Source organism: Allobosea sp. RCC_152_1 (genome assembly GCF_041360765.1).
Classification (GTDB): Bacteria; Pseudomonadota; Alphaproteobacteria; order Rhizobiales; family Beijerinckiaceae; genus Allobosea; species Allobosea spartocytisi.
The window spans coordinates 595848-617050 of the sequence record NZ_JBFUPU010000002.1; the positions used below are offsets into that span (position 1 = coordinate 595848).

Annotated in this window: 25 protein-coding genes; 16 read left to right on the forward strand and 9 right to left on the reverse strand. The window is 66.6% G+C overall.

From position 1 onward, the window contains the following. Window positions 1-13: 13 nt before the first annotated feature. The 3 genes from AB6806_RS09220 (at window position 14) to AB6806_RS09230 (ending at window position 1384) form a co-directional block, all read left to right on the forward strand. Window positions 14-493 (forward strand): NUDIX hydrolase, encoded by a 480-nt coding sequence (locus AB6806_RS09220; RefSeq protein WP_051987629.1) that lies wholly within the window; start codon window positions 14-16, stop codon window positions 491-493. Further along, complete coding sequence (locus AB6806_RS09225) at window positions 490-933, forward strand: TIGR02301 family protein (RefSeq protein ID WP_370954496.1); 444 nt, start codon at window positions 490-492, stop codon at window positions 931-933. The genes AB6806_RS09220 and AB6806_RS09225 overlap by 4 nt, the downstream gene beginning before the upstream one ends. A 181-nt stretch (window positions 934-1114) precedes the next feature. Next, a complete protein-coding gene (locus tag AB6806_RS09230) occupies window positions 1115-1384 on the forward strand; it encodes a hypothetical protein (protein WP_370954497.1) in 270 nt (89 codons plus the stop codon). On the opposite strand, the gene AB6806_RS09235 is transcribed toward AB6806_RS09230, so the two are convergent. The 4 genes from AB6806_RS09235 to AB6806_RS09250 form a co-directional block, all read right to left on the reverse strand. Further along, window positions 1381-2652 carry an RNA polymerase sigma factor gene (locus AB6806_RS09235; RefSeq protein ID WP_142021931.1) on the reverse strand — a complete coding sequence of 424 codons (1272 nt, stop codon included), beginning with the start codon at window positions 2650-2652 and terminating at the stop codon, window positions 1381-1383. The genes AB6806_RS09230 and AB6806_RS09235 overlap by 4 nt on opposite strands. Window positions 2653-2711: 59 nt before the next feature. Next, a complete protein-coding gene (locus tag AB6806_RS09240; protein WP_142021932.1) occupies window positions 2712-3137 on the reverse strand; it encodes a YciI family protein in 426 nt (141 codons plus the stop codon). Between the two features lie 74 nt (window positions 3138-3211). Next, window positions 3212-3634 (reverse strand): YciI family protein, encoded by a 423-nt coding sequence (locus AB6806_RS09245; protein ID WP_112764458.1) that lies wholly within the window; start codon window positions 3632-3634, stop codon window positions 3212-3214. Window positions 3635-3816: 182 nt separating this feature from the next. After that, window positions 3817-5157, reverse strand: a complete 1341-nt coding sequence (locus tag AB6806_RS09250; RefSeq protein ID WP_142021933.1) for a dihydroorotase — start codon at window positions 5155-5157, stop codon at window positions 3817-3819. Window positions 5158-5308: 151 nt separating this feature from the next. Here AB6806_RS09250 and ygfZ point away from each other — a divergent pair, with 151 nt between their 5' ends. Genes ygfZ through AB6806_RS09265 form a run of 3 tightly spaced genes read left to right on the forward strand, consistent with a single transcriptional unit; the run spans window position 5309 to window position 7481 of the window. Beyond that, window positions 5309-6208, forward strand: a complete 900-nt coding sequence (gene ygfZ, locus AB6806_RS09255) for a CAF17-like 4Fe-4S cluster assembly/insertion protein YgfZ (protein ID WP_370954498.1) — start codon at window positions 5309-5311, stop codon at window positions 6206-6208. Next, entirely contained in the window at window positions 6205-6867 is a 663-nt protein-coding gene (locus AB6806_RS09260; RefSeq protein ID WP_370954500.1) for a DNA-3-methyladenine glycosylase I, read from the forward strand. Before ygfZ ends, AB6806_RS09260 begins: the two co-directional genes overlap by 4 nt. Beyond that, entirely contained in the window at window positions 6867-7481 is a 615-nt protein-coding gene (locus AB6806_RS09265; RefSeq protein WP_370954501.1) for a YfbR-like 5'-deoxynucleotidase, read from the forward strand. Before AB6806_RS09260 ends, AB6806_RS09265 begins: the two co-directional genes overlap by 1 nt. Here AB6806_RS09265 and AB6806_RS09270 read toward each other — a convergent pair. Then, window positions 7456-8832 (reverse strand): pilus assembly protein TadG-related protein, encoded by a 1377-nt coding sequence (locus AB6806_RS09270; protein WP_370954502.1) that lies wholly within the window; start codon window positions 8830-8832, stop codon window positions 7456-7458. The two genes, AB6806_RS09265 and AB6806_RS09270, sit on opposite strands and share 26 nt — an antisense overlap. 303 nt (window positions 8833-9135) lie before the next feature. Here AB6806_RS09270 and aceB point away from each other — a divergent pair, with 303 nt between their 5' ends. Continuing rightward, entirely contained in the window at window positions 9136-10743 is a 1608-nt protein-coding gene (gene aceB / locus AB6806_RS09275; protein ID WP_370954504.1) for a malate synthase A, read from the forward strand. Window positions 10744-10809: 66 nt separating this feature from the next. Here aceB and AB6806_RS09280 read toward each other — a convergent pair whose 3' ends face one another. The 4 genes from AB6806_RS09280 to AB6806_RS09295 form a co-directional block, all read right to left on the reverse strand. Next, a complete protein-coding gene (locus AB6806_RS09280; RefSeq protein ID WP_156115885.1) occupies window positions 10810-10977 on the reverse strand; it encodes a hypothetical protein in 168 nt (55 codons plus the stop codon). A 39-nt stretch (window positions 10978-11016) separates the two neighbouring features. After that, window positions 11017-11964, reverse strand: coding sequence for a dihydrodipicolinate synthase family protein (locus AB6806_RS09285; RefSeq protein WP_370954505.1), 948 nt, complete (start codon window positions 11962-11964; stop codon window positions 11017-11019). An 8-nt stretch (window positions 11965-11972) separates the two neighbouring features. Further along, a complete protein-coding gene (locus tag AB6806_RS09290) occupies window positions 11973-12182 on the reverse strand; it encodes a hypothetical protein (RefSeq protein WP_038359583.1) in 210 nt (69 codons plus the stop codon). 144 nt (window positions 12183-12326) lie between these two features. Continuing rightward, complete coding sequence (locus AB6806_RS09295; RefSeq protein ID WP_370954506.1) at window positions 12327-13097, reverse strand: class I SAM-dependent methyltransferase; 771 nt, start codon at window positions 13095-13097, stop codon at window positions 12327-12329. A gap of 107 nt (window positions 13098-13204) precedes the next feature. On the opposite strand from AB6806_RS09295, the gene AB6806_RS09300 reads away from it, so the two are divergent. The 9 genes from AB6806_RS09300 to AB6806_RS09340 all read left to right on the forward strand — a co-directional run bounded on the left by AB6806_RS09300 (window position 13205) and on the right by AB6806_RS09340 (window position 21116). Further along, window positions 13205-14017 carry a helix-turn-helix transcriptional regulator gene (locus AB6806_RS09300; protein ID WP_142021940.1) on the forward strand — a complete coding sequence of 271 codons (813 nt, stop codon included), beginning with the start codon at window positions 13205-13207 and terminating at the stop codon, window positions 14015-14017. 53 nt (window positions 14018-14070) lie between these two features. Continuing rightward, window positions 14071-15105, forward strand: coding sequence for a DUF3616 domain-containing protein (locus AB6806_RS09305; RefSeq protein WP_370954507.1), 1035 nt, complete (start codon window positions 14071-14073; stop codon window positions 15103-15105). Between the two features lie 17 nt (window positions 15106-15122). Next, entirely contained in the window at window positions 15123-15686 is a 564-nt protein-coding gene (locus AB6806_RS09310; protein ID WP_051987573.1) for an NUDIX hydrolase, read from the forward strand. Window positions 15687-16021: 335 nt separating this feature from the next. Then, window positions 16022-16945: a hypothetical protein gene (locus AB6806_RS09315; protein ID WP_112764468.1), complete on the forward strand. Its 924-nt coding sequence runs from the start codon at window positions 16022-16024 to the stop codon at window positions 16943-16945. 199 nt (window positions 16946-17144) lie between these two features. Continuing rightward, window positions 17145-17435, forward strand: a complete 291-nt coding sequence (locus tag AB6806_RS09320; RefSeq protein WP_038359595.1) for a metal-sensing transcriptional repressor — start codon at window positions 17145-17147, stop codon at window positions 17433-17435. Between the two features lie 25 nt (window positions 17436-17460). Continuing rightward, window positions 17461-18573 carry an S-(hydroxymethyl)glutathione dehydrogenase/class III alcohol dehydrogenase gene (locus AB6806_RS09325; protein WP_112764469.1) on the forward strand — a complete coding sequence of 371 codons (1113 nt, stop codon included), beginning with the start codon at window positions 17461-17463 and terminating at the stop codon, window positions 18571-18573. A gap of 207 nt (window positions 18574-18780) precedes the next feature. Further along, entirely contained in the window at window positions 18781-19617 is an 837-nt protein-coding gene (gene fghA / locus AB6806_RS09330) for an S-formylglutathione hydrolase (RefSeq protein ID WP_370954508.1), read from the forward strand. A gap of 73 nt (window positions 19618-19690) precedes the next feature. Continuing rightward, window positions 19691-20140 carry a low affinity iron permease family protein gene (locus AB6806_RS09335; protein WP_113253719.1) on the forward strand — a complete coding sequence of 150 codons (450 nt, stop codon included), beginning with the start codon at window positions 19691-19693 and terminating at the stop codon, window positions 20138-20140. 112 nt (window positions 20141-20252) lie between these two features. After that, complete coding sequence (locus tag AB6806_RS09340) at window positions 20253-21116, forward strand: outer membrane protein (RefSeq protein ID WP_038359600.1); 864 nt, start codon at window positions 20253-20255, stop codon at window positions 21114-21116. Window positions 21117-21203 lie beyond the last annotated feature (87 nt).

A 21203-nucleotide genomic window follows, 5' to 3' on the forward strand; every position in this document is an offset into this window, starting at 1 on the left:
GGAGCCGCGCCCGATGACGGCGGGGGACGGCCAGGTCATCCGCTTCCCGGCGGTCGGCAAGGCGCCGGCGCGACCGGTTCTGGCCGCCTCCGTCGCGGTCTTCCGCGACGGCAAGGTGCTGCTGGCGACGCGCACCAAGCCTCCGGCCGACCGGCTCTGGTCCCTGCCCGGCGGCAAGGTCGAAGCTGGGGAGACGCTCGAGGAAGCTGCCTTGCGGGAGCTCGAGGAAGAGGTCGGCGTCACCGCCCGCATCCTCGGCTTCAACCGCCATGTCGAGATCTTCGGCCGCGATGCCAAGGGCGACGTGACACATCATTTCGTCGTCGCCTCCTTCATCGGCGAATGGCTCTCCGGCGAGCCGCGTCCGGGGCCGGAGGCCGGCGCGGTGATGTGGGCCGATCCGCTGAGCCTCGGCGGTCTCGCCACCACGCGCGAGCTTGGCGAGGTGCTGCGCCGCGCCCACAAGCTGTTCACCGGGGGAGCCTCGGTGTGAGGGCGCTCGCCGCCGCGCTCGCCATGGTGCTCGCCGTCGCGCCCGTGGCGGCTCTCGCCCAGCAGCGCCCCGCCGCTCCGGCAGCGAAACCCGCACAGGGCGCGAAACCGGCCGAGCCCGTGCCGCCGGAGCCGGATGGTCCGCCCTACGAGCCGCAGCTCCTCCAGCTTGCCGAGATCATGGGCTCGCTCGCCTATCTGCGCACGCTCTGCGGCGGCAAGGAGGCTCAGGACTGGCGCGATCGCATGGCGGCCCTGATCGACGCCGAAGGCCGCACGCCGCTGCGGCGGGACCGCTTGACGGCCGCCTTCAACCGCGGCTTCAAGGCCTATTCGCTAACGCACCGGACCTGCACCGACGCCAGCCAGGAGGCCTCTTCCCGCCTCGCCGACCAGGGCCAGCAGCTCTCGCGGATGCTCGCGGGGCGCTATGGCGGATAGGCAACAGATGTTGCACGAATGCGATGTTCGGTGGAATTCTTGCGGTCGCGTTAACCTTTCCTAAACACCACGCTGGCGTGCCGCTCTGGCACGGCCTATGACGGGAACGTCATCAAACGTCGCGATCCGGGGCAGAACCGCCGCGATTCGCTCCAGCCAGAGGCAGCAGAGTCCCGTCTCGATGTCGATCCTTTCAGACGACCCGATGCTCGACCCGAACCTCCCCGAGGACCATGGCGACGCTCGCCGTGTTGCCTACGGTTATGTCGAGGACGCCTTTGCCGAGGGCCAGCAGGATGGGCTGGATTCCGACGCCATGGCCCACGCCGCGCTCTTCGCGGCCCTGCGCACCCTGGTCGAGACCTATGGCGAGGAGGCAACCGCCGTCTTCACCGAGGCTCTGCCCGAGAAGGTCCGCTGCGGTGCCTTCACCAGCGGCACGCGGCACTAGCCGGCAGCCGCCCGCGCCTTCACGGCCCGCTCGGCCATCAGCGCCTGCTCCTTGACGTTACCAGTCAGCGCGACCGCCTGCTCGAAGGCCTCCGCCGCCTCCCGATGCCGGCCGAGCTTGGACAGAAGATCGCCGCGCACGCTCGGCAGCAGGTGATAGCGCTTGAGCGCGGGCTCCGCCGCCAGCGCCTCGACCAACTCCAGCCCCGCCGCCGGCCCCTCCGCCATGGCGACCGCGACAGCCCGGTTCAATTCCACGATCGGCGACGGCGCCACACGGGAGAGCACCGCATAGAGCGCCGCGATTCGCGCCCAGTCGGTCTCGTCGCCCGTCCGGGCGCGGGCATGGCAGGCGGCGAGCGCGGCCTGCAGCAGATAGGGGCCCGGCGAAGTCGCCGCGAGCCGCTGCGCCCGCTCCAGCGCGGCCAGGCCGCGCCCGATCAGCAGCCGGTCCCAGCGGGCGCGGTTCTGGTCGAGCAGCAGGATCGGCTCGCCGTTCGGGCCGGTCCGCGCCCGGAGCCGCGAGGCCTGCAGCTCCATCAGCGCCACCAGCCCGTGAACCTCCGGCTCCTGCGGCGCCCGCGCCGCGATGATGCGCCCGAGCCTGAGCGCTTCCTCGCACAATACCGGGCGCACCCAGTCGTCGCCGGACGTCGCGGCATAGCCCTCGTTGAAGATCAGGTAGACGACCTCCAGCACCGAGGCGAGGCGCTCGCCGAGCTCCGCCCCGGCCGGCACCTCATACGGCACTCTCGCATCGCTCAACGTCTTCTTGGCCCGCACGATGCGCTGCGCCATCGTCGGCTCCGGCACGAGGAAGGCGCGCGCGATCTCCTCGGTCGTCAGGCCGCCGATGAGCCGAAGCGTCAGCGCCACCCGCGACTCCTGCGACAGCACCGGATGGCAGGCGGTGAAAATCAGCCGGAGCAGATCGTCGCCGACCTCGTCATCCAGCGCCGCATCGAGATCGGGCATGGACGGGCCGCCGTCTTCGAGATCGCGGCCGAGCTCTTCCTGCTTGCGCCGCGCCATCGCCTCGCGACGGGCTGCATCGAGCGCGCGATGCTTGGCGACCTGCATCAGCCAGGCGGCGGGATTGCGGGGAACGCCCTCTTCCGGCCATTGCTTCAGCGCCGCGACCAGCGCGTCCTGCGCCAGCTCCTCGGCGCGGCCGATATCGCGCGTCAGCCGCACCAGGCCGGCAATCAGCTTCGGCGCCTCCATGCGCCAGACCGTCTCGACGGTGCGGTGTGTATCGCTTGCCGACATGGGAAGCGATACACACCATCAGCAGCCTGCGCTGGCAAGCGGCGCGCTTCGCGTGCCGTTCAGCCCTTGCCTTCCACTTCGCCCTTGAGGCGATCCCACTGCGCCGCGGTCTCCGGCGTGACGATCTCGCCGAAATCGGCCAGCTCGAACAAGGGCCGGATCTCGATCTCGGACGGGCCGGGCATCGGGTTGGGGCAGCGCTTGACCCAGGCGATCGCCTCGTCGAGCGAGGCGCATTCCCAGAGCCAGTAGCCGGCGACGAGCTCCTTGGTCTCGGCGAAGGGCCCGTCGACGACGGAGCGCTTGGCGCCGTCGAACTGGACGCGCGCGCCCTTCGAGCTGGGCTGCAGGCCGTCGCCGCCCTTCATGATGCCGGCTTTCACCAGCTCTTCATTGTAGGCCATCATCGCCTCGAGCAGCTCCTGGCTCGGCGGAGCGCCGGCTTCGCTGTCCTTCGTCGCCTTGACCATCACCATGAAACGCATCGGTTTTCTCCTTTGGAGGGACGGAGGCATCGCCTGCACCGCCCGTTGAGTTGGATGTGGGAAACCTAGCCGGGTCAGCCGGGGCGCTTCTCGAATTCGGCGCGCAGGTGTTCTTTCCGTTCGCGCCGTTCCGGCGTCACCAACTCGCCGAAATCCTCCATCTCGAAGACGGGCCTGAGCTCGATTTCGGTGCCACCGTCGAAGGGCGCGCGCTTCAGCCACTCGACGGCCTCGTCGAACGACTTCACCTGCCAGAGCCAGAAGCCGGCCAGCAGCTCCTTGGTCTCCGCGAAGGGGCCGTCGGTGATCGCCCGCTCGCTGCCCGAGAAGCGCATGCGCAGCCCCTTGGAGGTAGGCTGCAGGCCTTCCGCGGCGAGCAGGATGCCGGCCTTGATCAGTTCCTCGTTGTAGGCGCCCATCTTCGCGAAGACGTCCGGGTCCGGCATCACGCCGGCTTCGCTGTCCTTGCTGGCCTTGACCAGAACCATCACACGCATCGGTCTTCTCCTTGGGTTTGGGAGAACCGGGCGGCTTCGGCGAGAACCGCCGAAACCCGTTCTCTGACTGCACGTCGAACGGGCGCGGCTGGAATCGACAGCGCCGGGAATCTTTTTCCGTTTTTTTTGCGGAGCCGCCCGCGTGCTCGTGCAGAGCCGAACGCGGGCGACACCGATCCGTTTCAGGCTCCGCGCGGCAGCGCCTCCAGGAAGCGGGCCGGCTCGCCTTGCGACGGCGTCGTCAATTCGCCCTCCCACATCACTTTCAGGCCGCGCACATAGGTGCCGACGGGCCAGCCCGTGACGGTGACGCCGTCATAGGGCGTCCAACCGCATTTCGAGGCGATCCCGTCATTGGTGATGGTGTGCTTGCGCTTGAGGTCGACGATGGTGAAGTCGGCGTCGTAGCCGACCGCGATGCGGCCCTTGCCCTCCAGCCCGAAGATGCGCTGCGGCCCGGCGCTGCTGAGGTCGACGAAGCGCTCCAGCGAGAGCCTTCCGGCATTCACATGGTCGAGCATGATCGGCACCAGCGTCTGCACGCCCGGCATGCCGGAATGGCTCTCCGGATAGGGGTGGTGCTTTTCCTCATGCGTATGCGGCGCATGGTCCGAGCCGAGCACGTCGACGATGCCCTGCTCGACGCCCCACCAGATTCCCTGACGATGATAGTCGTCGCGGATCGGCGGGTTCATCTGGGCATAGTTGCCGAGCCGCTCGTAGCAGTCGGGCGCGACGAGGGTCAGGTGGTTCGGCAGCACCTCGACGGTCGCGACATCCTTGTGGTCCTTGAGGAAGACCATCTCCTCGGCCGTCGAGATGTGCAGGATATGGACCCGGGCGCCGGTCTCGCGCGCGATCCGCACCAATCGCGTCGTGCAGGTCAGCGCCACCTCGGGCGAGCGCCAGACCGGATGGCTCGACGGATCGCCTTGAACGCGCAGGCCCATGCGCTCGCGCAGCATCATCTCATCTTCGGAATGGAAGGCGGAACGACGGCGCGTGCGCTTCAGGATCTCGGCGACGCCCTGGTCGTCCTCGACCAGCAGGTCGCCGGTCGAGGAGCCCATGAACACCTTGATGCCGGCCGCGCCCGGCAGCCTTTCGAGATCGGGCACATCGGCCGCGTTCTCATGCGTGCCGCCAACCCAGAAGGCGAAGTCGCAATGCATGCGATGCCTGCCGCGCCTCACCTTGTCGGCCAGCGCCTCCGGCGTCGTCGTCTGGGGAATCGTGTTCGGCATCTCGAAGACACAGGTCACGCCGCCGAGCGCGGCCGCGCGCGAGCCGGCCTCGAGATCTTCCTTGTGCTCGAGCCCGGGCTCGCGGAAATGCACCTGGCTGTCGATCACGCCCGGCAGGATGTGCAGGCCGTAGCAGTTCACGACCTCGCCGGCCGAGGCCCGGCTGAGATCGCCCAGGGCCATGATCTTGCCGCCGGTGATGCCGATGTCGCGCGTCACGCGGCCATCCTGATTGACCACCGTGCCGCCCTTGAGGATGACGTCGTAGGTCTGGGGCATGGCGGGTCTCCGGGAGGTTGAGCAAAGACGGGATGCAGCCTACCTATCGGCCAACGCGCCGTCCCGGAAGCCCAAACAGTTTTCGGGTGGCGACATCATCCCCATTCGGCTGACGAACCTCGACCCGACATCAGAACTGGACCGGCTGCCCATGTCCGCCACAAGATTGATCGATCGCGGCGTCATCCGCGTCAGCGGCGAGGATGCCCGCGACTTCCTCCAGAACATCGTGACCAACGAGATGGACGAGGTGACGCCGGAGCGGGCCGGCTATGGCGCGCTGCTGACACCGCAGGGCAAGATCCTCTGCGATTTCTTCGTCGTCGCGCTGCCGGCGGAAGATGGCGGCGGCTTCCTGCTCGATACGCCCCTGCTCCAGACTGCCGATCTGATGAAACGCCTGAAGCTCTACAAGCTGCGCGCCAAGGTGGCGCTCGACGACCTGACCGAGTCCAGCGCCGTCCTCGCCTCCGCCGATGGTGCGCCGCTGCCGGCCGATGCCGGCTTCGTCTATGACGACCCGCGCCTGCCGGCGCTCGGCCAGCGCGCCATCGCGGATGCGGCCGGGATTGACAGCCTCGTCGATGCCGAGCCGGAGGCTTATCACGCCCGCCGCATCGCGCTCGGCGTGCCCGCAGGCGGCCGCGACTTCGCCTATGGCGAGACCTTCCCGCATGAAGCCCTGCTCGACCAGCTCGGCGGCGTCTCCTTCAAGAAGGGCTGCTATATCGGCCAGGAGGTCGTCTCCCGCATGCAGCATCGCGGCACCGCCCGCACCCGCGTCGTGCCCATCGTCTTCGACGACGGCATCGCCACCGAAACCGGCGCCGAGGCGACAGCCGGCGGCAAGACGCTCGGCACCATCGGCTCGGGCGCGAACGGCAAGGCGCTCGCCCTGCTCCGGCTCGACCGGCTGGCCGATGCGCTCGCAGCCGGGCAGACACCGCTCGGCGGCGGCCTCGCCTTCCATCTGGCGGAAAAGCCGGGCTTCGTCGGCTTCCCCTTCCCCGGCGAGCCGGGCTTCGGAGCCGCCGCAGGAGCCGTCCTATGAGCCAGACAGCTCTCCTGAGCGAGGCAAGTGTCTCCAGCGAGGAACGCATCGCGATCGAGGGGCCGGACGGCAAATTCCGCTGCCGCTGGCCGGGCACCGATCCGCTCTACCTCGCCTATCACGACACCGAATGGGGCGTGCCGGAGTATGATTCCCGCGCGCTCTGGGAGAAGCTGATCCTCGACGGCTTCCAGGCCGGGCTGTCCTGGATCACGATCCTCAGGAAGCGCGACGCCTTCCGCGCCGGTTTCGCCGGCTTCGAGCCCGAAGCGGTCGCCCGCTTCACCGAGGCCGATGTCCAGCGCCTGCTCGCCGACCCCGGCATCATCCGCCATCGCGGCAAGATCGAGGGCACGATCAAGAGCGCGCAGGCCTATCTGAAGCTCAGCGAGCGCGAGCCCTTCGCCGACTTTCTCTGGAAGCATCTCGACGGCCGCGTCCTGCAGAACAGCTTCCGCACCCAGAACGAGGTGCCGACGCAGACGAAACTCTCCGAGGCGATCTCCAAGGAGCTGAAGAAGGCCGGCTTCACCTTCTGCGGCCCGACCATCGTCTACGCCTTCATGGAGGCCTGCGGGCTGGTCAACGATCACCTGACCGGCTGCTTCCGCTGGAGCGAATGCGCGGCGCTCGCACGCGACAGCCGCCCTGCCGCCTGATGCCCCGGCCCCCCGAACAGCCGCGCGCCTGGCAGCGCATGCTCTCGGGCCGGAGGCTCGATCTGCTCGACCCCTCGCCGCTCGATGTCGAGATCGAGGACATCGCCCATGGCCTCGCCCGCGTCGCCCGCTGGAACGGCCAGACGCGCGGCGCCCATTCCTTCTCGGTCGCGCAGCATTGCCTGCTGGTCGAGGCCATCGCCGGCCATCTCAATCCCGACTGGAGCGACGCATGGCGAATGATGGCGCTGCTGCACGATGCGCCGGAATACGTCATCGGCGACATGATCTCGCCCTTCAAGGTGGTGATGGGCGATGCCTATAAGAGCGTGGAACTGCGCCTGCTGACGGCGATCCATCTGCGCTTCGGATTGCCCGCCGCGACGCCCGCTTTGCAGAAGCGCAGGACCAAGGAGGCCGATACCATCGCGGCCTTCTTCGAGGCGACGCAGCTCGCCGGCTTCGACCGGCAGGAGGCGCTGAAGTTCTTCGGCCGGCCGCAGGCGCTGCCGCCCGCGGTTCTCGCCTGGCTCGAGCCGCTCGACACCGAGACGGCGCAGGCGCGTTTCCTGGCGCGCTTCGACGAGCTTACTGCGTCAGCCGGACCTGGCTAATCTCGTTCGCGATCGCCTTGAAGATCGGGCTGAGCTGGGAGGCGGACGTAACCTCGTAATATTTGCTCTGATCCGATGCGCAGTTCTGCAGCAGCGTCGCGTTCCCGTCCATCACGCGGATGGTATAGACGGTGATGCCCGCGTTCTTGATACCCGTGCAGGCAAGCGCCGTCCGCGAGTCGATCGCCGACTGGGAGGTGGTGAACCTGTTTTGAGTATTGTCGCCGTCCGTGAGCAAGATCATGTATTTTTTCAGCCGCGGCGTTTCCGCAGGCTTCGCCTCCGTGAAAGGCACGTCCGTCGAAAGCGTCGCCCATCCCCATACCGCGCCGATCGTGACGTTGGTGTTGCCGACCGGTGTCATCGCGTTGATCTTGCTCGACAGCGAAGTCCAATCGGACGTCAGGCCCATCGCCTCGACGAGCGAGCTTTGGCCGCACCAGGTCGCCGGATAGGCTTGCGCATTGGAGGCCGTGGCGCCGCCATCGGTCACGTCATAGTTCTGATCCCGGTCGGCAATGCAGCCTTCGCTGTTCGCCCAGGTTGCCTTGGTCAGCGTCTGGAGCTGCGTGCAGGTCTGGTTCTTTTTCCCTTGCCCGGTCGGAACGCAGTTCGACACATCGCTGCCGATCTTGGTATTGGTGTTCGCAAACACGCAGTTCTGGCCCTTGGTGTCGCAAGTGACGCTCACGTTCACGTTACGGGTCATCCCGTAGCGGATCCACTGCTCGTCCTTGAGACTGCGGGAGATCCGGACCTGCGTATTGAAGGGGACGATCGAGATCCTGATCTGATCCGTCTCCTGGGTGGAGTCTTTCATGATCTGGATCAGATCTAGCGACGCCTGCTTCAGCGCTGTCATCTTGCCGCTCTGGGCCATCGAGCCGGTGTTGTCGAGCACGAGAGCAAGCTCGATGGTGTTCAACCCCCAGGTCGACTGGCTCGAGCTGGACACAGCGAGATTGTCGGAGCCGAGGACCCGCGCGATGGTCGTCGGCACCTGCGCGTTGGCCACGATTTTGACGGTGCGCGCCGTGCGGTCGATGCTGACCTGGGCACTGGTGAACTCGCTTTTCACGTCGGCCGGCAGGTTGTCCTTGAGCCAGGCATTGACCCGTGCGGTCAGCTGCACATCGGTGAGCTTCTGAGCATCGCGCGCCGCCATCAGGGCGGCGGAGTCGAGCGCGGCGTTCAGCGACTGCCGGGCGTTGCTGGCGCGCGAATAGTCGACGGCTACGCCGACAACCCCCATCAGCGGCACCAGGGAAAGCCCGAACAGCATCATGATGTTGCCGCTCTGGTCCTTGCGGAACCGGCCCATCATGTCACGCAGGGAACCGAACTTGCTCATTATCCACTCACCCCCGGCCGAATTGACACATTCGACGGGGCGAGCCTTGGGCGCCGGAACTTACAAATTACTAAAACCGATTTGAGGAAATCGAACCTATCTGCGCATTTTGAGGGAAAAGCCGATGCCCTTACGTCATATCGCGCTAGCTTAGCCGAGAAAACAACCTTTGCGCGCATAATTCCTCTCCCTCTCGGCATGAGAGATAATTTCCTTACAGGAAAAAGTGATCGTCATTTTTTCTGGATTTCGAAATGACCCGTTTCGAGCCAGCATCGACCCAATGTTTCAGGAGGAATGCTGATGTCCGACATCCCCTCGCTCGATCTGCCGGCCGGCGTCGTCGTCAAGGGTGCGCTCGCGCACCGCTTCGATGAAATTCTGACCCGCGATGCCCTCACCTTCGTCGCCGACCTCCACCGCCGCTTCAACGAGACGCGCAAGCGCCTGCTCGCGCTCCGGGCCGAGCGCCAGAAGCGCTTCGACGCTGGCGAAACGCCGGACTTCCTGGCCGAAACCAAGCATATCCGCGAAGGCGACTGGACCGTCGCGCCGATCCCGGCCGACCTCCTCGATCGCCGCGTCGAGATCACCGGCCCGGTCGATCGCAAGATGATTGTCAACGCGCTGAATTCCGGCGCCAAGGTCTTCATGGCCGATTTCGAGGATGCCTCCTCGCCGGTCTGGGCCAATATGATCGAAGGCCAGATCAATCTGCGGGACCGCTGGGCGAACAGGATCGACTTTACCGATCCGACGAACGGCAAGGACTACAAGCTCAAGGACAAGCCGGCCGTCCTGATCATCCGCCCGCGCGGCTGGCACCTGCCGGAGCGCCATATCGAGATCGATGGCGAGGAAGCCTCGGGCTCCCTGGTCGATTTCGGGCTCTATGTCTTCCACAACGCCAAGGCGGCACTCGCCGCCGGCTCCGGCCCCTATTTCTACCTGCCGAAGCTGGAGAGCCATCTCGAGGCCCGGCTCTGGAACGACGTCTTCGTCGCCGCCCAGTCGGCGCTCGGCCTGAAGAACGGCGCGATCAAGGCCACCGTCCTGATCGAGACCCTGCCCGCCGCCTTCGAGATGGACGAGATCCTCTACGAACTGCGCGAGCACATGGCCGGCCTCAATTGCGGCCGCTGGGACTACATCTTCTCCTTCATCAAGAAACTCGCCCGAAACAAGGCCTATGTCCTGCCGGATCGTTCGCAGGTCGTGATGTCCAAGGCCTTCCTGCGCGCCTATTCGCTGCTGCTGATCAAGACCTGCCACAGGCGCGGCGCCTTTGCGATGGGCGGCATGGCCGCCCAGATCCCGGTCAAGAACAACCCGGAGGCCAATGCCGCCGCCTTCGCCAAGGTCAAGGCCGACAAGGAGCGCGAGGCCGGCGACGGCCATGACGGCACCTGGGTCGCCCACCCCGATCTCGTCCCGGTCGCGATGGAGGTCTTCGACCGGCTGATGCCGCAGGCCAACCAGCTCGGCAAGAAGCGCGACGACGTCTCGATCGGCGCCAAGGACCTGCTGGAAGTCCACCAGGGCACGCGCACCGAGGAAGGCTTCCGCGAGAACATCCGCGTCGGCGTGCAATATATCGAGGCCTGGCTGCGCGGCCGCGGGGCGGTGCCGATCTACAACATGATGGAGGATGCCGCGACGGCCGAGATCAGCCGCGCCCAGATCTGGCAGTTCGTCCAGTACAGCGTCGAACTCGAAGGCGGGATCAAGGCCGATGCGGCGCTGTTCAAGCGCTGCCTGCCCGAGGAGATGGAACGCGTGAAGGGCGAGCTCGGGCCTGAGAACTACGCCAAGGGCCGCTTCCCCGAGGCGATTGCGCTGTTCGAGACGCTGTCGCTGGCGCCGAACTTCGAGGATTTCCTCACCGTGCCGGCCTACGCCAAGCTCGCCTGACGGGCGGACCCGGATGATCGCAAAGAGGGCGCCGTCTTCGGACGGCGCCCTTGTCGTTTGAGGACCTCAGCCATGGTGCAGGGACCAGAGGACGCGGATGCCGATGACCGCCGCCATCAGGGCGATCGAAACGCAAAGATGCAGCACATCGGCCTTCCAGCCTCCGGCGGAGACGCGCCTTGTGCTTTGATAGACCGCCTCGCGGCGGCGACGGTAACTGCCGATCACGGACATGAGAGCCTCCTTCGAGAGCGGGGAGCCGTTGGCGCGGTGTCAGCGCCGCCCGGCCGCCCCTGCGGCGGCGCGGCCGAGAGACTGCGCCGTCATGGTTTCCGGGAGCGGGCGCGGCAGATCCTCGATCGCCTCGCGGACGAGTGGAACCAGCTCCGGCCATGCGGGTGTCAACGGCACCCGGCAAGCGGCTTCGATGCCCTGATGGAGCAGCGAGAGCGCGAGCTTGACGAGGATCGGATCGGGTTCTTTCGCCAGCAGGTCGAGCAGCGGGATGAGCCGCCGTTGCAGGATCTGCGCCTGGCCGTAGAACTCGGAGCGCGCCGCGCTCTCCAGCCGCGCCAGCCAATGCGGGGCGAGATTGCCGATGCTGGTGATGGCGCCGCAGCCTCCGGCGAGCAGATAGGCCGGAAGGGTCTCGGCCGCGCCGGTCAGGCGCATGAAACGGCGGCCGCGGATCCTGGCGATCCGGTCGCAGCGAATAAGATCGCCACGCCGCTCCAGGATGCCGACGATGTTCGCCGCCCCTTCGAGCCGCTCCAGCGTCTCGAGCGCGATCTCGACGCCGCAGCGATCCGGATCGTTGTCGAGGATGATCTCGAGCCCGGTCGCCTGCGCGACGGCCAGTGCATGGGCGGCAAGCCCGGCCTGGGTCGGCCGGCTGTAATAGGGCATGCGCAGCAGCAGGGCCGAGGCCCCCGCCTTCTCCGCCGCCATGACGGCCGCGACCGTATCGGCCGTACCGTAAGTTCCGGCGGCCACGATGACGGGAAAGTGCCGGCCCGCGATGCTGCGCGCTGCGGCCAGCAGCGACTGTCGCTCGCGGTCGGTCAGCGCGGAGATTTCACCGGTCGCGGTGCCGACCACGATGCCGTCTGCGCCCTGGGCGATCTGCCAGGCGATCAGACGCTCCAGCGCGCCGTAATCGATCGCCCCGCCGTCGAACGGCGTGACCAGCGCCGTGAACATGCCGTGAAGCCAGTGGTTCATGGCATGCCTCAAAGCAGGCGCAGCTGTCTCGCCGTCATCCGGACGGCGCGCGGCCGATGGGCCGTCTCGGCCGCGGCATAGCGCAAGGCAGCGCTCCGGTCGGCGAAAATGCCGCCGCCGCGGCCATGCGTCTCGATGGCGAGCCAATGCCCTTCGGCATCGCGGCCGATGAGAAAGGCGGGAGGATCGGCGAAACGCCTGTGATGGATCTGGTTCATAATCCTGGTTTCCGAACGGCCTTTGGGACCGCACGGAAAAGGATAGGGTCGCAGCCATAGCCGTTCGAGACGGACTCCGGTCCCGGAACATCAAGATCGCATAGGATTTCGCCGGAGCGCCTCACAGGGCGCTCCGGCGGCCGTTCAGCCCGCCTTCTTCGCCTGGAGCAGCAGCACCTCGATCTTGAAACTGCCATCGGGCTCGGTGTCGAAATAGTCGGTGATCGCCGAGGAGACGGAGGTCTGCAGCGCCCGGATCGCCTCGACCTGCAGCTTCGGCGTGTTCATCCGCTCGACCCAGGACTTGAACTCCAGCCGCATCCGGAAGCGCGTGGCGACTTCGGCCTGGAAGCCGGCGCGGGCGACCGCCGCCTCCCATTCGGCGCGGGTGTAGTTGCGGCCATGCGAGCAGTCGCGCAGGATCTCGATCGCCTGGAAATAGCTGTCGGCGAGCGGGTTCGACGGCGCGACCGTGTCCGACATCACCAACTCGCCACCGCTCTTCAGGACGCGCGCCGCCTCGCGCAGGCCGGCATCGACATCGCGCCAGTGATGGGCGCTGAAACGGCTCACCACCATGTCGAAGGAGCCATCCGCGAAGGGCAGCTTTTCCGCCGGCCCCTGCTGCGTCACGACATTGCGCAAGCCCCGCTTGCCGGCGGCATCGGCCACCACCTGCAACATCTCGGACGACAGGTCATAGGCCACGACCTCGCCGACGAAGGGGGCGATGTTGAACGAGGCATGCCCCCCGCCGCAGCCGAGATCGAGCACGCGCGCGCCATCCCGCCCCTTCGCCAGCGCCGCCAGCGCATCCAGATCCGCGCTCTGCGCATGCACCGCGCTGTGCAGATAAGCCTCGGCGCGCGATCCGAACTGCGCGCCCACCAGGGCTTCGTGACTGCCTTCCGACATCGTGTGATCTCCGTTCGATCGATGATGGCGGCCGGCTTAGCACGTGCTTATAACTAGCTTCAGAGAGAAGTTTTAACTGGTATAAATTGCACCATGATAGCTGCGTCATGATATCCGGCCCCTCACCCGAGCAGCGCCGCGAGCTCGGCGATTTCGCGCGAACCCTGCGCGAGCGGCTGAAGCCGTCCGGCATCGGCCTGCCGGATGGCGGGCGGCGGCGCACCCCCGGCCTGCGCCGCGAGGAGGTGGCGCAGCTCTGCGGGCTGAGCGTGACCTGGTACACCTGGCTCGAACAGGGGCGGGAGATGGCGCTCTCGCCGCTGGCGTTGGCCCGTTTCGCCGGGGCGCTGCGTCTCGGCCGGGCCGAGCGGGCCTATCTCTTCGAGCTTGCCGGCCGGCGCGACCCCGAACAGGGCGACAGCGAAAGCCATGCCGTGCCGCCCGATGTCCTCGCCTGCGTCGGCCTGATCGCCGCCCCGGCCTATATCCTCGATCGCGGCTGGACGGCGCTTGCCTGGAACGAGCCGGCCAGCCGCCTCTTTCGTGGCTGGCTGGACGGCGACGCCGATCGGAATCTCCTCAACTTCATCTTCCTCACCCCGGCTGCGTCGGCCCTGATCTGCGACTTCGAGAATCGGGCGCGCCGCGTCGTCGCGGAGTTTCGCGCGGATGTCAGCGCCCATCTGAACGATCCGGCGATACGGAACCGTATCGACGCGTTGAGCGAGCGCAGCGAGGCCTTTGCGCGCTACTGGCGCGAACGCGTCGTGCTGGAACGCGAAGGCGGCGAACGCACCTTCAACCATCCGGCGCAGGGCCGGCTGGCCTATCATCAGGTCAGCTTCGCGGTCGCGAGCCAGCCGGAGCTGAAGCTGTCCATGCTCGTTCCGGCGGAAGGGACAACGGCCGACGCGCTTTGACATCGCCCCCCTCGGCGCGCTCAATCCCGCCCCCTGTTCGCCGGATTCGCCGCATGCGGTATCGCTTCTTGTCTCTCGCCACGGCTGCCTTGCTGGCTGCCTCATTCGCTCAGGCCGCGACGCTCGCACCAGAGCAGCGCTTCAAGGCCATCAGCGATTTTGCCGGGAAGAAGCCCGGAAAGGCCGCGCATGATGTCAGCGGCCTCGCCTGCATGCCTGTCGCCAACGGCGCCCAGCGCTGCCTGCTGATCAATGACGAAGGCGCCTTCGCCCAGTTCGCGGAGATCGCCGAGAACCGGATCACGCCGGGCGCCACCTTGCCGATTATCGGCGATGAAGCCTCGCCGGCCGTGCTGGGCACAGCCCCGCAGGGCATTTGCAAGAAGCCCGGCCGCTTCGGCGAGCTCGACGGCGAGGCCGTCGCCTATGCCGATGGCGCCTTCTACATCGCGGGCTCGCATGGCTGCTCGCGCAAGAGTGGCGAGTTCCGGCTCTCGGCCTTCCATCTCGCGCGTCTTCGCGTCGACGCAACCGGTGCGCCGGCCGGGCAGGTCGAGCTGACCTATCGCCTGAGCGATGTCCTGCGCCGCGCGGGCGAGGCCGGCGCCTTTTTCGGCAAGAGCCTGATGGACGATAACGGCCTCAATGTCGAAGGCATCGCGGCGCAGGGCGACACGCTCTGGGTCGGGCTTCGCGCACCCTCGCTCGGCGGGCGTGTCTTCCTGGTCGGAGCCTCGCTCAAGGAGCTGTTCGCGCCGGGCCATGCGCCGGCAACAGAGGCACCGCGCGTGGTTGCGCTGCCGGCCGGGCCGGATCGCGGCATCCGCGATCTCGCCCTCCTTGCCGGCGGGCGGCTGCTCGCGCTGATCGGGCCGGCGCAGGAGCAGCAACGGCCCTATGCCCTGCTGCTGGTCGACCCCGCCCGGCCCGATGCAGCCGCCGATCTCGGCGAGTTGCCGGAGCGGCGCAACGCGAAGGCCGAATCCCTGACGGTGCTCGCGCAGCAGGGCCGCAAGCTCGATGTCCTCATCGGCTATGACGGCCCGCGCAACGGCCATTTCGAATCCTACCACCTGCAACTGCCCTGAGAGATTGAAGCGAAGCCATGGATTTCATGCCCTGCCTGACCGAAGCCGTCGCACGCTATCGCAGCGAGGTCGCGGGCTCCCGCGAGCATCTCTCGCTGCTGCGCTGGCAGATCGAGCAAGGCCATGCCCTCGACCGGCGCGAGACCTTTCCCGGCCACGTCACCACCAGCGCCTTCGTGCTCTCTCCCGACCACGCCCGCATCCTGCTGATCGACCATGTCGTCATCGGCCGCTGGCTCCAGCCCGGCGGGCATTGGGAGGAGGCCGAGCACTTCCACCAATCGGCGGCGCGCGAGGCGGTCGAGGAGACCGGCGTGCAGGATTTGCAGCTCCACCCCTGGCATCGCGAGGCGGATGTCCCCTTCGCCATCGACAGCCATGACGTGCCGGGCAAGCCCGCTCGCGGCGAGCCGGACCATGTCCATCACGACCTGCAATATCTCTTCCTCGCCGACCCGGCCCGGCCGCTCGTCGCTCAGGTCGAGGAGGTGCATGCCGCCGCCTGGAAGCCGGTGGAGGAGCTGGCCGCGATCGCGCCGCGCGCGCTGGCCCGGATCGCGATGCTGGCCCTGCCTGGTTGATTGTTGCGGCGGCGCAACATGTAATATTATTACGAAAAGAGAGCCTCCCCTCTCTCGCTTCCCCGTCATCGGCGCGCCATAGTTTGGTCGGAAGCGATTATGCTATTGCAAATCAATCGCAATAGCATAAGGTCATTGCTCACCCCGCCGGAGCCGCCATGCCGACAGCCCTTCTTCTTCTGTTGCAACGCCGCAACAGCCGAACGGATTGCCGAAATACCTATGGCTCTTTTATCGCGGAAAGCGGGCCGCGAATGCATCATCACACCGATCCGAGTGACTGAGCACGCTTTGCACGCACGGTGCCCCGCCCCTCCTCAACTGGAATGTCCGCGATGAAGCTGGCCTCAGCCCTCCTCTCCTCCCGCCTCGCCTTCGCGCTCCTCGGGGCCTGCGTCGCCACCGCAGCCACTGCCGCCGACCTGCCCTCCCGCAAGGGCGCGCCCGCGGCACCTGCGCCGGTCGTCTCCCGCTGCACCGAGAGCGAGGGCATTCCGACCGACGCCTTCGGCTTCACCACCGGCTCCGACGTGGCCGATGTCGGCTCCTTCGGCCCCAGCCTGACCTATAATGGCGGCTTCGGCACCCGGGTCGGCACCTCCAACAGCCACGGCTTGACGCTGCAGGGCTCCTACGGCCTGTTCCCCTGCGCCGAGGTCGGCCCCTATGTCCTCGGCAATTTCACCGATGCCTCGGCTGGCGGTATCAGCGCCGATTCGCGCGGCTATGGCGCCGGCGTCGAGATGAAGTACCGCCTGCTCGGCCGCGACATGCACGGCATCGGCCTGACGCTGGTGATCGACCCGAGCGTCACCCGCACCGATCCGGACGGCATCGCCCGCAACTTCACCACCTACAACACCGGCATCCGCCTCTTCGCCGACAAGACGCTGATCCCGAACACGCTCTATGCGGCGGTGAACGTCTCGCAGGACCTGACCTGGACCGGCCCCTCGCCCTATGGCCGCTCCTCGACGCTGACGCTCGCCGGCTCGCTCGCCTGGCAGGTGCAGGACGGGCTTTATCTCAGCGGCGAGGTCCGCCACATGCGCAAGCATAACGAGCTCGGCTTCGACAAGGAGGCCGGTTACGCCACCTATGTCGGCCCCGGCGTGTTCTGGCAGGCGACGAAACAGCTCGCCCTTTCGGCAGCCTACAACATCCAGGTCGCCGGCAAGGCCAAGGGCCAGCCCGGCGATCTCGACCTGACCAACTTCAGCCAGCATCTCGTCAAGGTGAAGCTGGGCTACAGCTTCTGACGATCCAATCGAGGCCTCAGCCCTCATCCTGAGGAGCCGCGAATGCGGCGTCTCGAAGGATGAAGGCTGGGTCATGATTTTGCGCAAAGCGAAGAGCGGCAGCGGCAACGCTGCCGCTCTTTTCGTTTCGGCCCGCCTCGCGCGTTGACATACTCCCCCTCAGTACCATAGCGTCGCGGCAACCGGAGCCTCGGTGCCCATGCCTCACACGCCTGAAGAAAAGAAGCGCGCGGTCACGCGGCTGCGCCGGATCAGAGGGCAGACCGATGCCCTGATCGCGGCCGTCGAGCGCGGCGAGGAATGCGGTGCGCTGCTGCAGCAGCTCGCGGCGTTACGCGGCGCGGCAACCGGGCTGATGGCGGAGGTGCTCGAAAGCCATCTGCGCGAAACCATGCAAGCCGGCGCCGGCCCGGCCATCGGCTCCGCCGATGACGCGAACGAAGACGAGATCGCCGCCATCATGCGCGTGATCCGCCCCTATCTGAAATGAACAGCCTGAAAGAAGGAACCGCCCGATGAAGACCCGCGCCGCCGTTGCCTGGGAAGCCGGCAAGCCGCTCACCATCGAAACCATCGAGATCGGCGGCCCGAAGGCCGGCGAGGTGCTGATCGAGGTCATGGCGACCGGCATCTGCCACACCGACGCCTACACGCTTTCGGGCCTGGATTCGGAGGGCAAGTTCCCCGCGATTCTCGGCCATGAGGGCGCCGGCATCGTGCGCGAGGTCGGCGCGGGCGTCACCACGCTCAAGGTCGGCGATCACGTCATCCCGCTCTACACGCCGGAATGCCGCAACTGTAAATCCTGCCTGTCGCAGCGCACCAATCTCTGCACCTCGATCCGTTCCACCCAGGGGCAAGGCGTCATGCCGGACGGCACCTCGCGCTTCTCCTGCGATAGCGGCGAGATCTTCCACTATATGGGCTGCTCGACCTTCGCGAACTTCACGGTCCTGCCCGAGATCGCGCTCGCCAAGGTCCGGGAGGACGCCCCCTTCGACAAGATCTGCTATATCGGCTGCGGCGTGACGACCGGCATCGGTGCGGTAATCTACACGGCGAAGGTCTGGCCGGGCGCCAATGTCGTCGTCTTCGGGCTCGGCGGTATCGGCCTCAACGTCATCCAGGGCGCCCGCATGGTCGGCGCCGACAAGATCATCGGCGTCGACATCAATCCGGCCAAGCAGGAGATGGCGCGCAAGTTCGGCATGACCGACTTCATCAACCCGAAGGAGATCGGCAACGACAAGGTCGTGCAGGCGATCGTCGATCTCACCGGCGGCGGCGCCGATTTCTCCTTCGATGCCACCGGCAACACCAATGTGATGCGCCAGGCGCTGGAATGCTGCCATCGCGGCTGGGGCGAGTCGATCGTCATCGGCGTGGCCGAGGCCGGCAAGGAGATCGCGACGCGCCCCTTCCAGCTCGTCACCGGCCGCGTCTGGAAGGGCACGGCCTTCGGCGGCGCGCGCGGGCGCACCGATGTGCCGAAGATCGTCGACTGGTACATGGAGGGCAAGATCAACATCGACGACCTGATCACCCACAAGCTGAAGCTCGAGGAGATCAACCACGGCTTCGACCTGATGCATGAAGGCAAGTCGATCCGCAGCGTCGTGGTCTATTGAGGCGTCGTTTTGCCGCCTCATCTGTGAGGCAGTGAAGCATCCTAAGTCATTCCGGGGCAGCGCGAAGCGCTGAACCCGGAACCCGCGACGGGGCATGACGCTTGAACAAGCCGACTGGGCAAGGGCTCGCCCGGTCGTCGGTCCGGATTCGATCCTGACGGGTCGCCCCGGAACGACAAAAGCGCGCGCCGCAAGAAAGGACCCCGCATGGAACTCCTCTCCGCCTCCAAGGCCTTCGGCGGCTCGCAGCGCGTCTATCGGCATGAGAGCACGGCCTGCGCCTGCCCGATGACCTTCGCGATCTACCTGCCGCATCAGGCGGAGGAAGGGCCGGTGCCGGTGCTGTGGTATCTTTCCGGCCTGACCTGCACTCACCAGAACGTCATGGACAAGGGCGAATACCGCGCGGCGGCTGCCGCCAACGGCATCGCCATCATCTGCCCGGACACCAGCCCGCGCGGCGAGGACGTGCCGGACGAACCGGGCAACTGGCAGTTCGGCTCGGGCGCGGGCTTCTACCTCGACGCCACCCAGGCCCCCTATGCCGCGAACTACCGCATGGAGAGCTATATCCGCGACGAGCTGCCGGAGCTGGTCGCCCGGAACTTCCCGCTCGACATGTCCCGTCAGGGCATTTTCGGCCATTCCATGGGCGGCCATGGCGCGATCACGCTCGCCCTCAAGAACCCGGAGCGCTACCGTTCCGTCTCCGCCTTCGCGCCGATCTCGCAACCCTCGACCGCCGACTGGTCGCGCCCGGCCCTCGAGAAATATCTCGGCCCCGACGAGGCCGGCTGGCGCGCCTACGACTCGACCCTGCTGATCGCGGACGGGCATCGCCTCAAGGAACTGCTCGTCGATCAGGGCGGTGCCGACGGCTTCCTCGAGGAGGGCCTGCGCCCGCAATTGCTCGAGATCGCCTGCGCCACCGCCGGCATCCCGCTGCAGCTCACGCTGCGGGAGGGTTACGATCACTCCTACAACTTCGTCTCCACCTTCATGGCCCAGCACATCGCCTGGCACGCCGAGCGCCTCTTCGCCTGAACGGCCTGAGGGAACGGCCGTCCCGGCATCGCGTTGAAGCTGTCACAGCCTCAACACGGCTCGGGGGGCCATCATGGCAAAGAGATCCAAGCGCCGCCTGCCGCAGAGCGACCGCTCGTTCTTCACGCGCCTCTCTCAGCGCGTCGCCCACTGGTCCGGCAAGCCGCAGACGTTCTTCGGCGCGGCGATCGTCATCGTGATCTGGGCCCTGTCGGGGCCGTTCTTCGGCTACAACGACACCTGGCAGCTGGTCATCAACACCTCGACGACCATCGTCACCTTCCTGATGGTCTTCATCATCCAGAACAGCCAGAACCGCGACACCGCCGCCATGCAGATCAAGCTCGACGAGCTGATCCTGAAGCTGGAAGGCGCGCGCGAGGAGCTGCTCGATCTCGAAGAGCTCGACGAGGAGAAGATCGAACACTTCCGCTCGGAATTCGAGGCGATGGCGGCAAAGGCACGCCAGACCCTGCAAAAGGTCGCGACCGGGGAAGAAGCGCCCCCTTCAACCAAAAAGTAAGGTTAGCCGTTAGGGTTAAGTCTCGTTTAAGAAATCGCTGGCATGGTCCTGCGCAACGGTAACTGCGCGGGACTGCGTCCTTGTCCTTGCGCGCAACGCGAAGGATCCTGCCATGGGCAGCCTGAAATCCATTGCGCTTGGGGGCGCCCTGGCCCTCAGCGCCGCTGCGGCAGCCCATGCCGCCGACTTCCTGCCTCCCCCGCCCCCGATGGAGCCGCCGGTGCTCAAGGGCACGATCTCAAGCGGCATCTATCTGCGCGGCGATGTCGGCGTCGGCGTTCAGAGCGTCAGCAAGTACCATCAGGACGATGTCGCCGAGTTCGGCGGCAGCTTCTTCGGCAAGAGCGACAACTCCACCTTCTTCGCCGGCCTCGGCATCGGCTACCGCTTCAACAACTGGCTGCGCTTCGACGTCACCGGCGAGTATCGCGGCGCCGGCCAGATCGGGGTGAACGACATCGTCTTCAACCCCTTCAACAACGGCAACCAGACCAACACCTACAAGGGCAACCTGACCTCGCTGGTCACGCTGTTCAACGGCTACTTCGACCTCGGCACCTGGAATTGCCTGACACCCTATATCGGCGCCGGCATCGGCTTCACGCAGAACCGCATTGCGGGGCTGACCGATCAGGGCGCTCTGTTCGGCAACTTCGTCGGTCCGACGCTTGGCTATGCCAACACCGGCACCAAGACCAATGTCGCCTGGGCGCTCATGGCCGGCGTCGGCTACGAGGTGAACAAGAACCTCACCCTCGAACTGGGCTATCGCTACCTCAATCTCGGCGACGCCCAGTCGGGCCGCCTCATCAACGCCTTCACGGGCCAGATCCAGGGCCCGCTCAAGGCCAAGGACATCGACAGCCACGATTTCCGCATCGGCATGCGCTGGAACTTCGGCGACCCGAATTGCTGCGGCACACCCGAGCCCGCGCCGGTCGCCTACATGCCGCCGCCGACGGTGCGCAAATACTGAGGCTCACGGCCTTCCAACAAGCGAACGGCGCGGATTATCTCCGCGCCGTTTCGCTTTTTTCATCTCTTCGAAACATCTGCACGCAGG

Excerpts from the sequence above, each read along its gene's own strand:
- AB6806_RS09260 (WP_370954500.1), top strand. The coding sequence starts at position 6,205 with ATGAGCCAGACAGCTCTCCTGAGCGAGGCAAGTGTCTCCAGCGAGGAA.
- AB6806_RS09340 (WP_038359600.1), top strand. The coding sequence starts at position 20,253 with ATGGGCAGCCTGAAATCCATTGCGCTTGGGGGCGCCCTGGCCCTCAGC.
- AB6806_RS09320 (WP_038359595.1), top strand. The coding sequence starts at position 17,145 with ATGCCTCACACGCCTGAAGAAAAGAAGCGCGCGGTCACGCGGCTGCGC.
- AB6806_RS09265 (WP_370954501.1), top strand. The coding sequence starts at position 6,867 with ATGCCCCGGCCCCCCGAACAGCCGCGCGCCTGGCAGCGCATGCTCTCG.
- fghA (WP_370954508.1), top strand. The coding sequence starts at position 18,781 with ATGGAACTCCTCTCCGCCTCCAAGGCCTTCGGCGGCTCGCAGCGCGTC.
- AB6806_RS09245 (WP_112764458.1), bottom strand. The coding sequence starts at position 3,634 with ATGCGTGTGATGGTTCTGGTCAAGGCCAGCAAGGACAGCGAAGCCGGC.
- ygfZ (WP_370954498.1), top strand. The coding sequence starts at position 5,309 with ATGTCCGCCACAAGATTGATCGATCGCGGCGTCATCCGCGTCAGCGGC.
- AB6806_RS09280 (WP_156115885.1), bottom strand. The coding sequence starts at position 10,977 with ATGTCCGTGATCGGCAGTTACCGTCGCCGCCGCGAGGCGGTCTATCAA.
- aceB (WP_370954504.1), top strand. The coding sequence starts at position 9,136 with ATGTCCGACATCCCCTCGCTCGATCTGCCGGCCGGCGTCGTCGTCAAG.
- AB6806_RS09325 (WP_112764469.1), top strand. The coding sequence starts at position 17,461 with ATGAAGACCCGCGCCGCCGTTGCCTGGGAAGCCGGCAAGCCGCTCACC.
- AB6806_RS09315 (WP_112764468.1), top strand. The coding sequence starts at position 16,022 with ATGAAGCTGGCCTCAGCCCTCCTCTCCTCCCGCCTCGCCTTCGCGCTC.
- AB6806_RS09220 (WP_051987629.1), top strand. The coding sequence starts at position 14 with ATGACGGCGGGGGACGGCCAGGTCATCCGCTTCCCGGCGGTCGGCAAG.
- AB6806_RS09295 (WP_370954506.1), bottom strand. The coding sequence starts at position 13,097 with ATGTCGGAAGGCAGTCACGAAGCCCTGGTGGGCGCGCAGTTCGGATCG.
- AB6806_RS09240 (WP_142021932.1), bottom strand. The coding sequence starts at position 3,137 with ATGCGTTTCATGGTGATGGTCAAGGCGACGAAGGACAGCGAAGCCGGC.
- AB6806_RS09310 (WP_051987573.1), top strand. The coding sequence starts at position 15,123 with ATGGATTTCATGCCCTGCCTGACCGAAGCCGTCGCACGCTATCGCAGC.
- AB6806_RS09285 (WP_370954505.1), bottom strand. The coding sequence starts at position 11,964 with ATGAACCACTGGCTTCACGGCATGTTCACGGCGCTGGTCACGCCGTTC.
- AB6806_RS09290 (WP_038359583.1), bottom strand. The coding sequence starts at position 12,182 with ATGAACCAGATCCATCACAGGCGTTTCGCCGATCCTCCCGCCTTTCTC.
- AB6806_RS09250 (WP_142021933.1), bottom strand. The coding sequence starts at position 5,157 with ATGCCCCAGACCTACGACGTCATCCTCAAGGGCGGCACGGTGGTCAAT.
- AB6806_RS09270 (WP_370954502.1), bottom strand. The coding sequence starts at position 8,832 with ATGAGCAAGTTCGGTTCCCTGCGTGACATGATGGGCCGGTTCCGCAAG.
- AB6806_RS09335 (WP_113253719.1), top strand. The coding sequence starts at position 19,691 with ATGGCAAAGAGATCCAAGCGCCGCCTGCCGCAGAGCGACCGCTCGTTC.
- AB6806_RS09230 (WP_370954497.1), top strand. The coding sequence starts at position 1,115 with ATGTCGATCCTTTCAGACGACCCGATGCTCGACCCGAACCTCCCCGAG.
- AB6806_RS09235 (WP_142021931.1), bottom strand. The coding sequence starts at position 2,652 with ATGTCGGCAAGCGATACACACCGCACCGTCGAGACGGTCTGGCGCATG.
- AB6806_RS09305 (WP_370954507.1), top strand. The coding sequence starts at position 14,071 with ATGCGGTATCGCTTCTTGTCTCTCGCCACGGCTGCCTTGCTGGCTGCC.
- AB6806_RS09300 (WP_142021940.1), top strand. The coding sequence starts at position 13,205 with ATGATATCCGGCCCCTCACCCGAGCAGCGCCGCGAGCTCGGCGATTTC.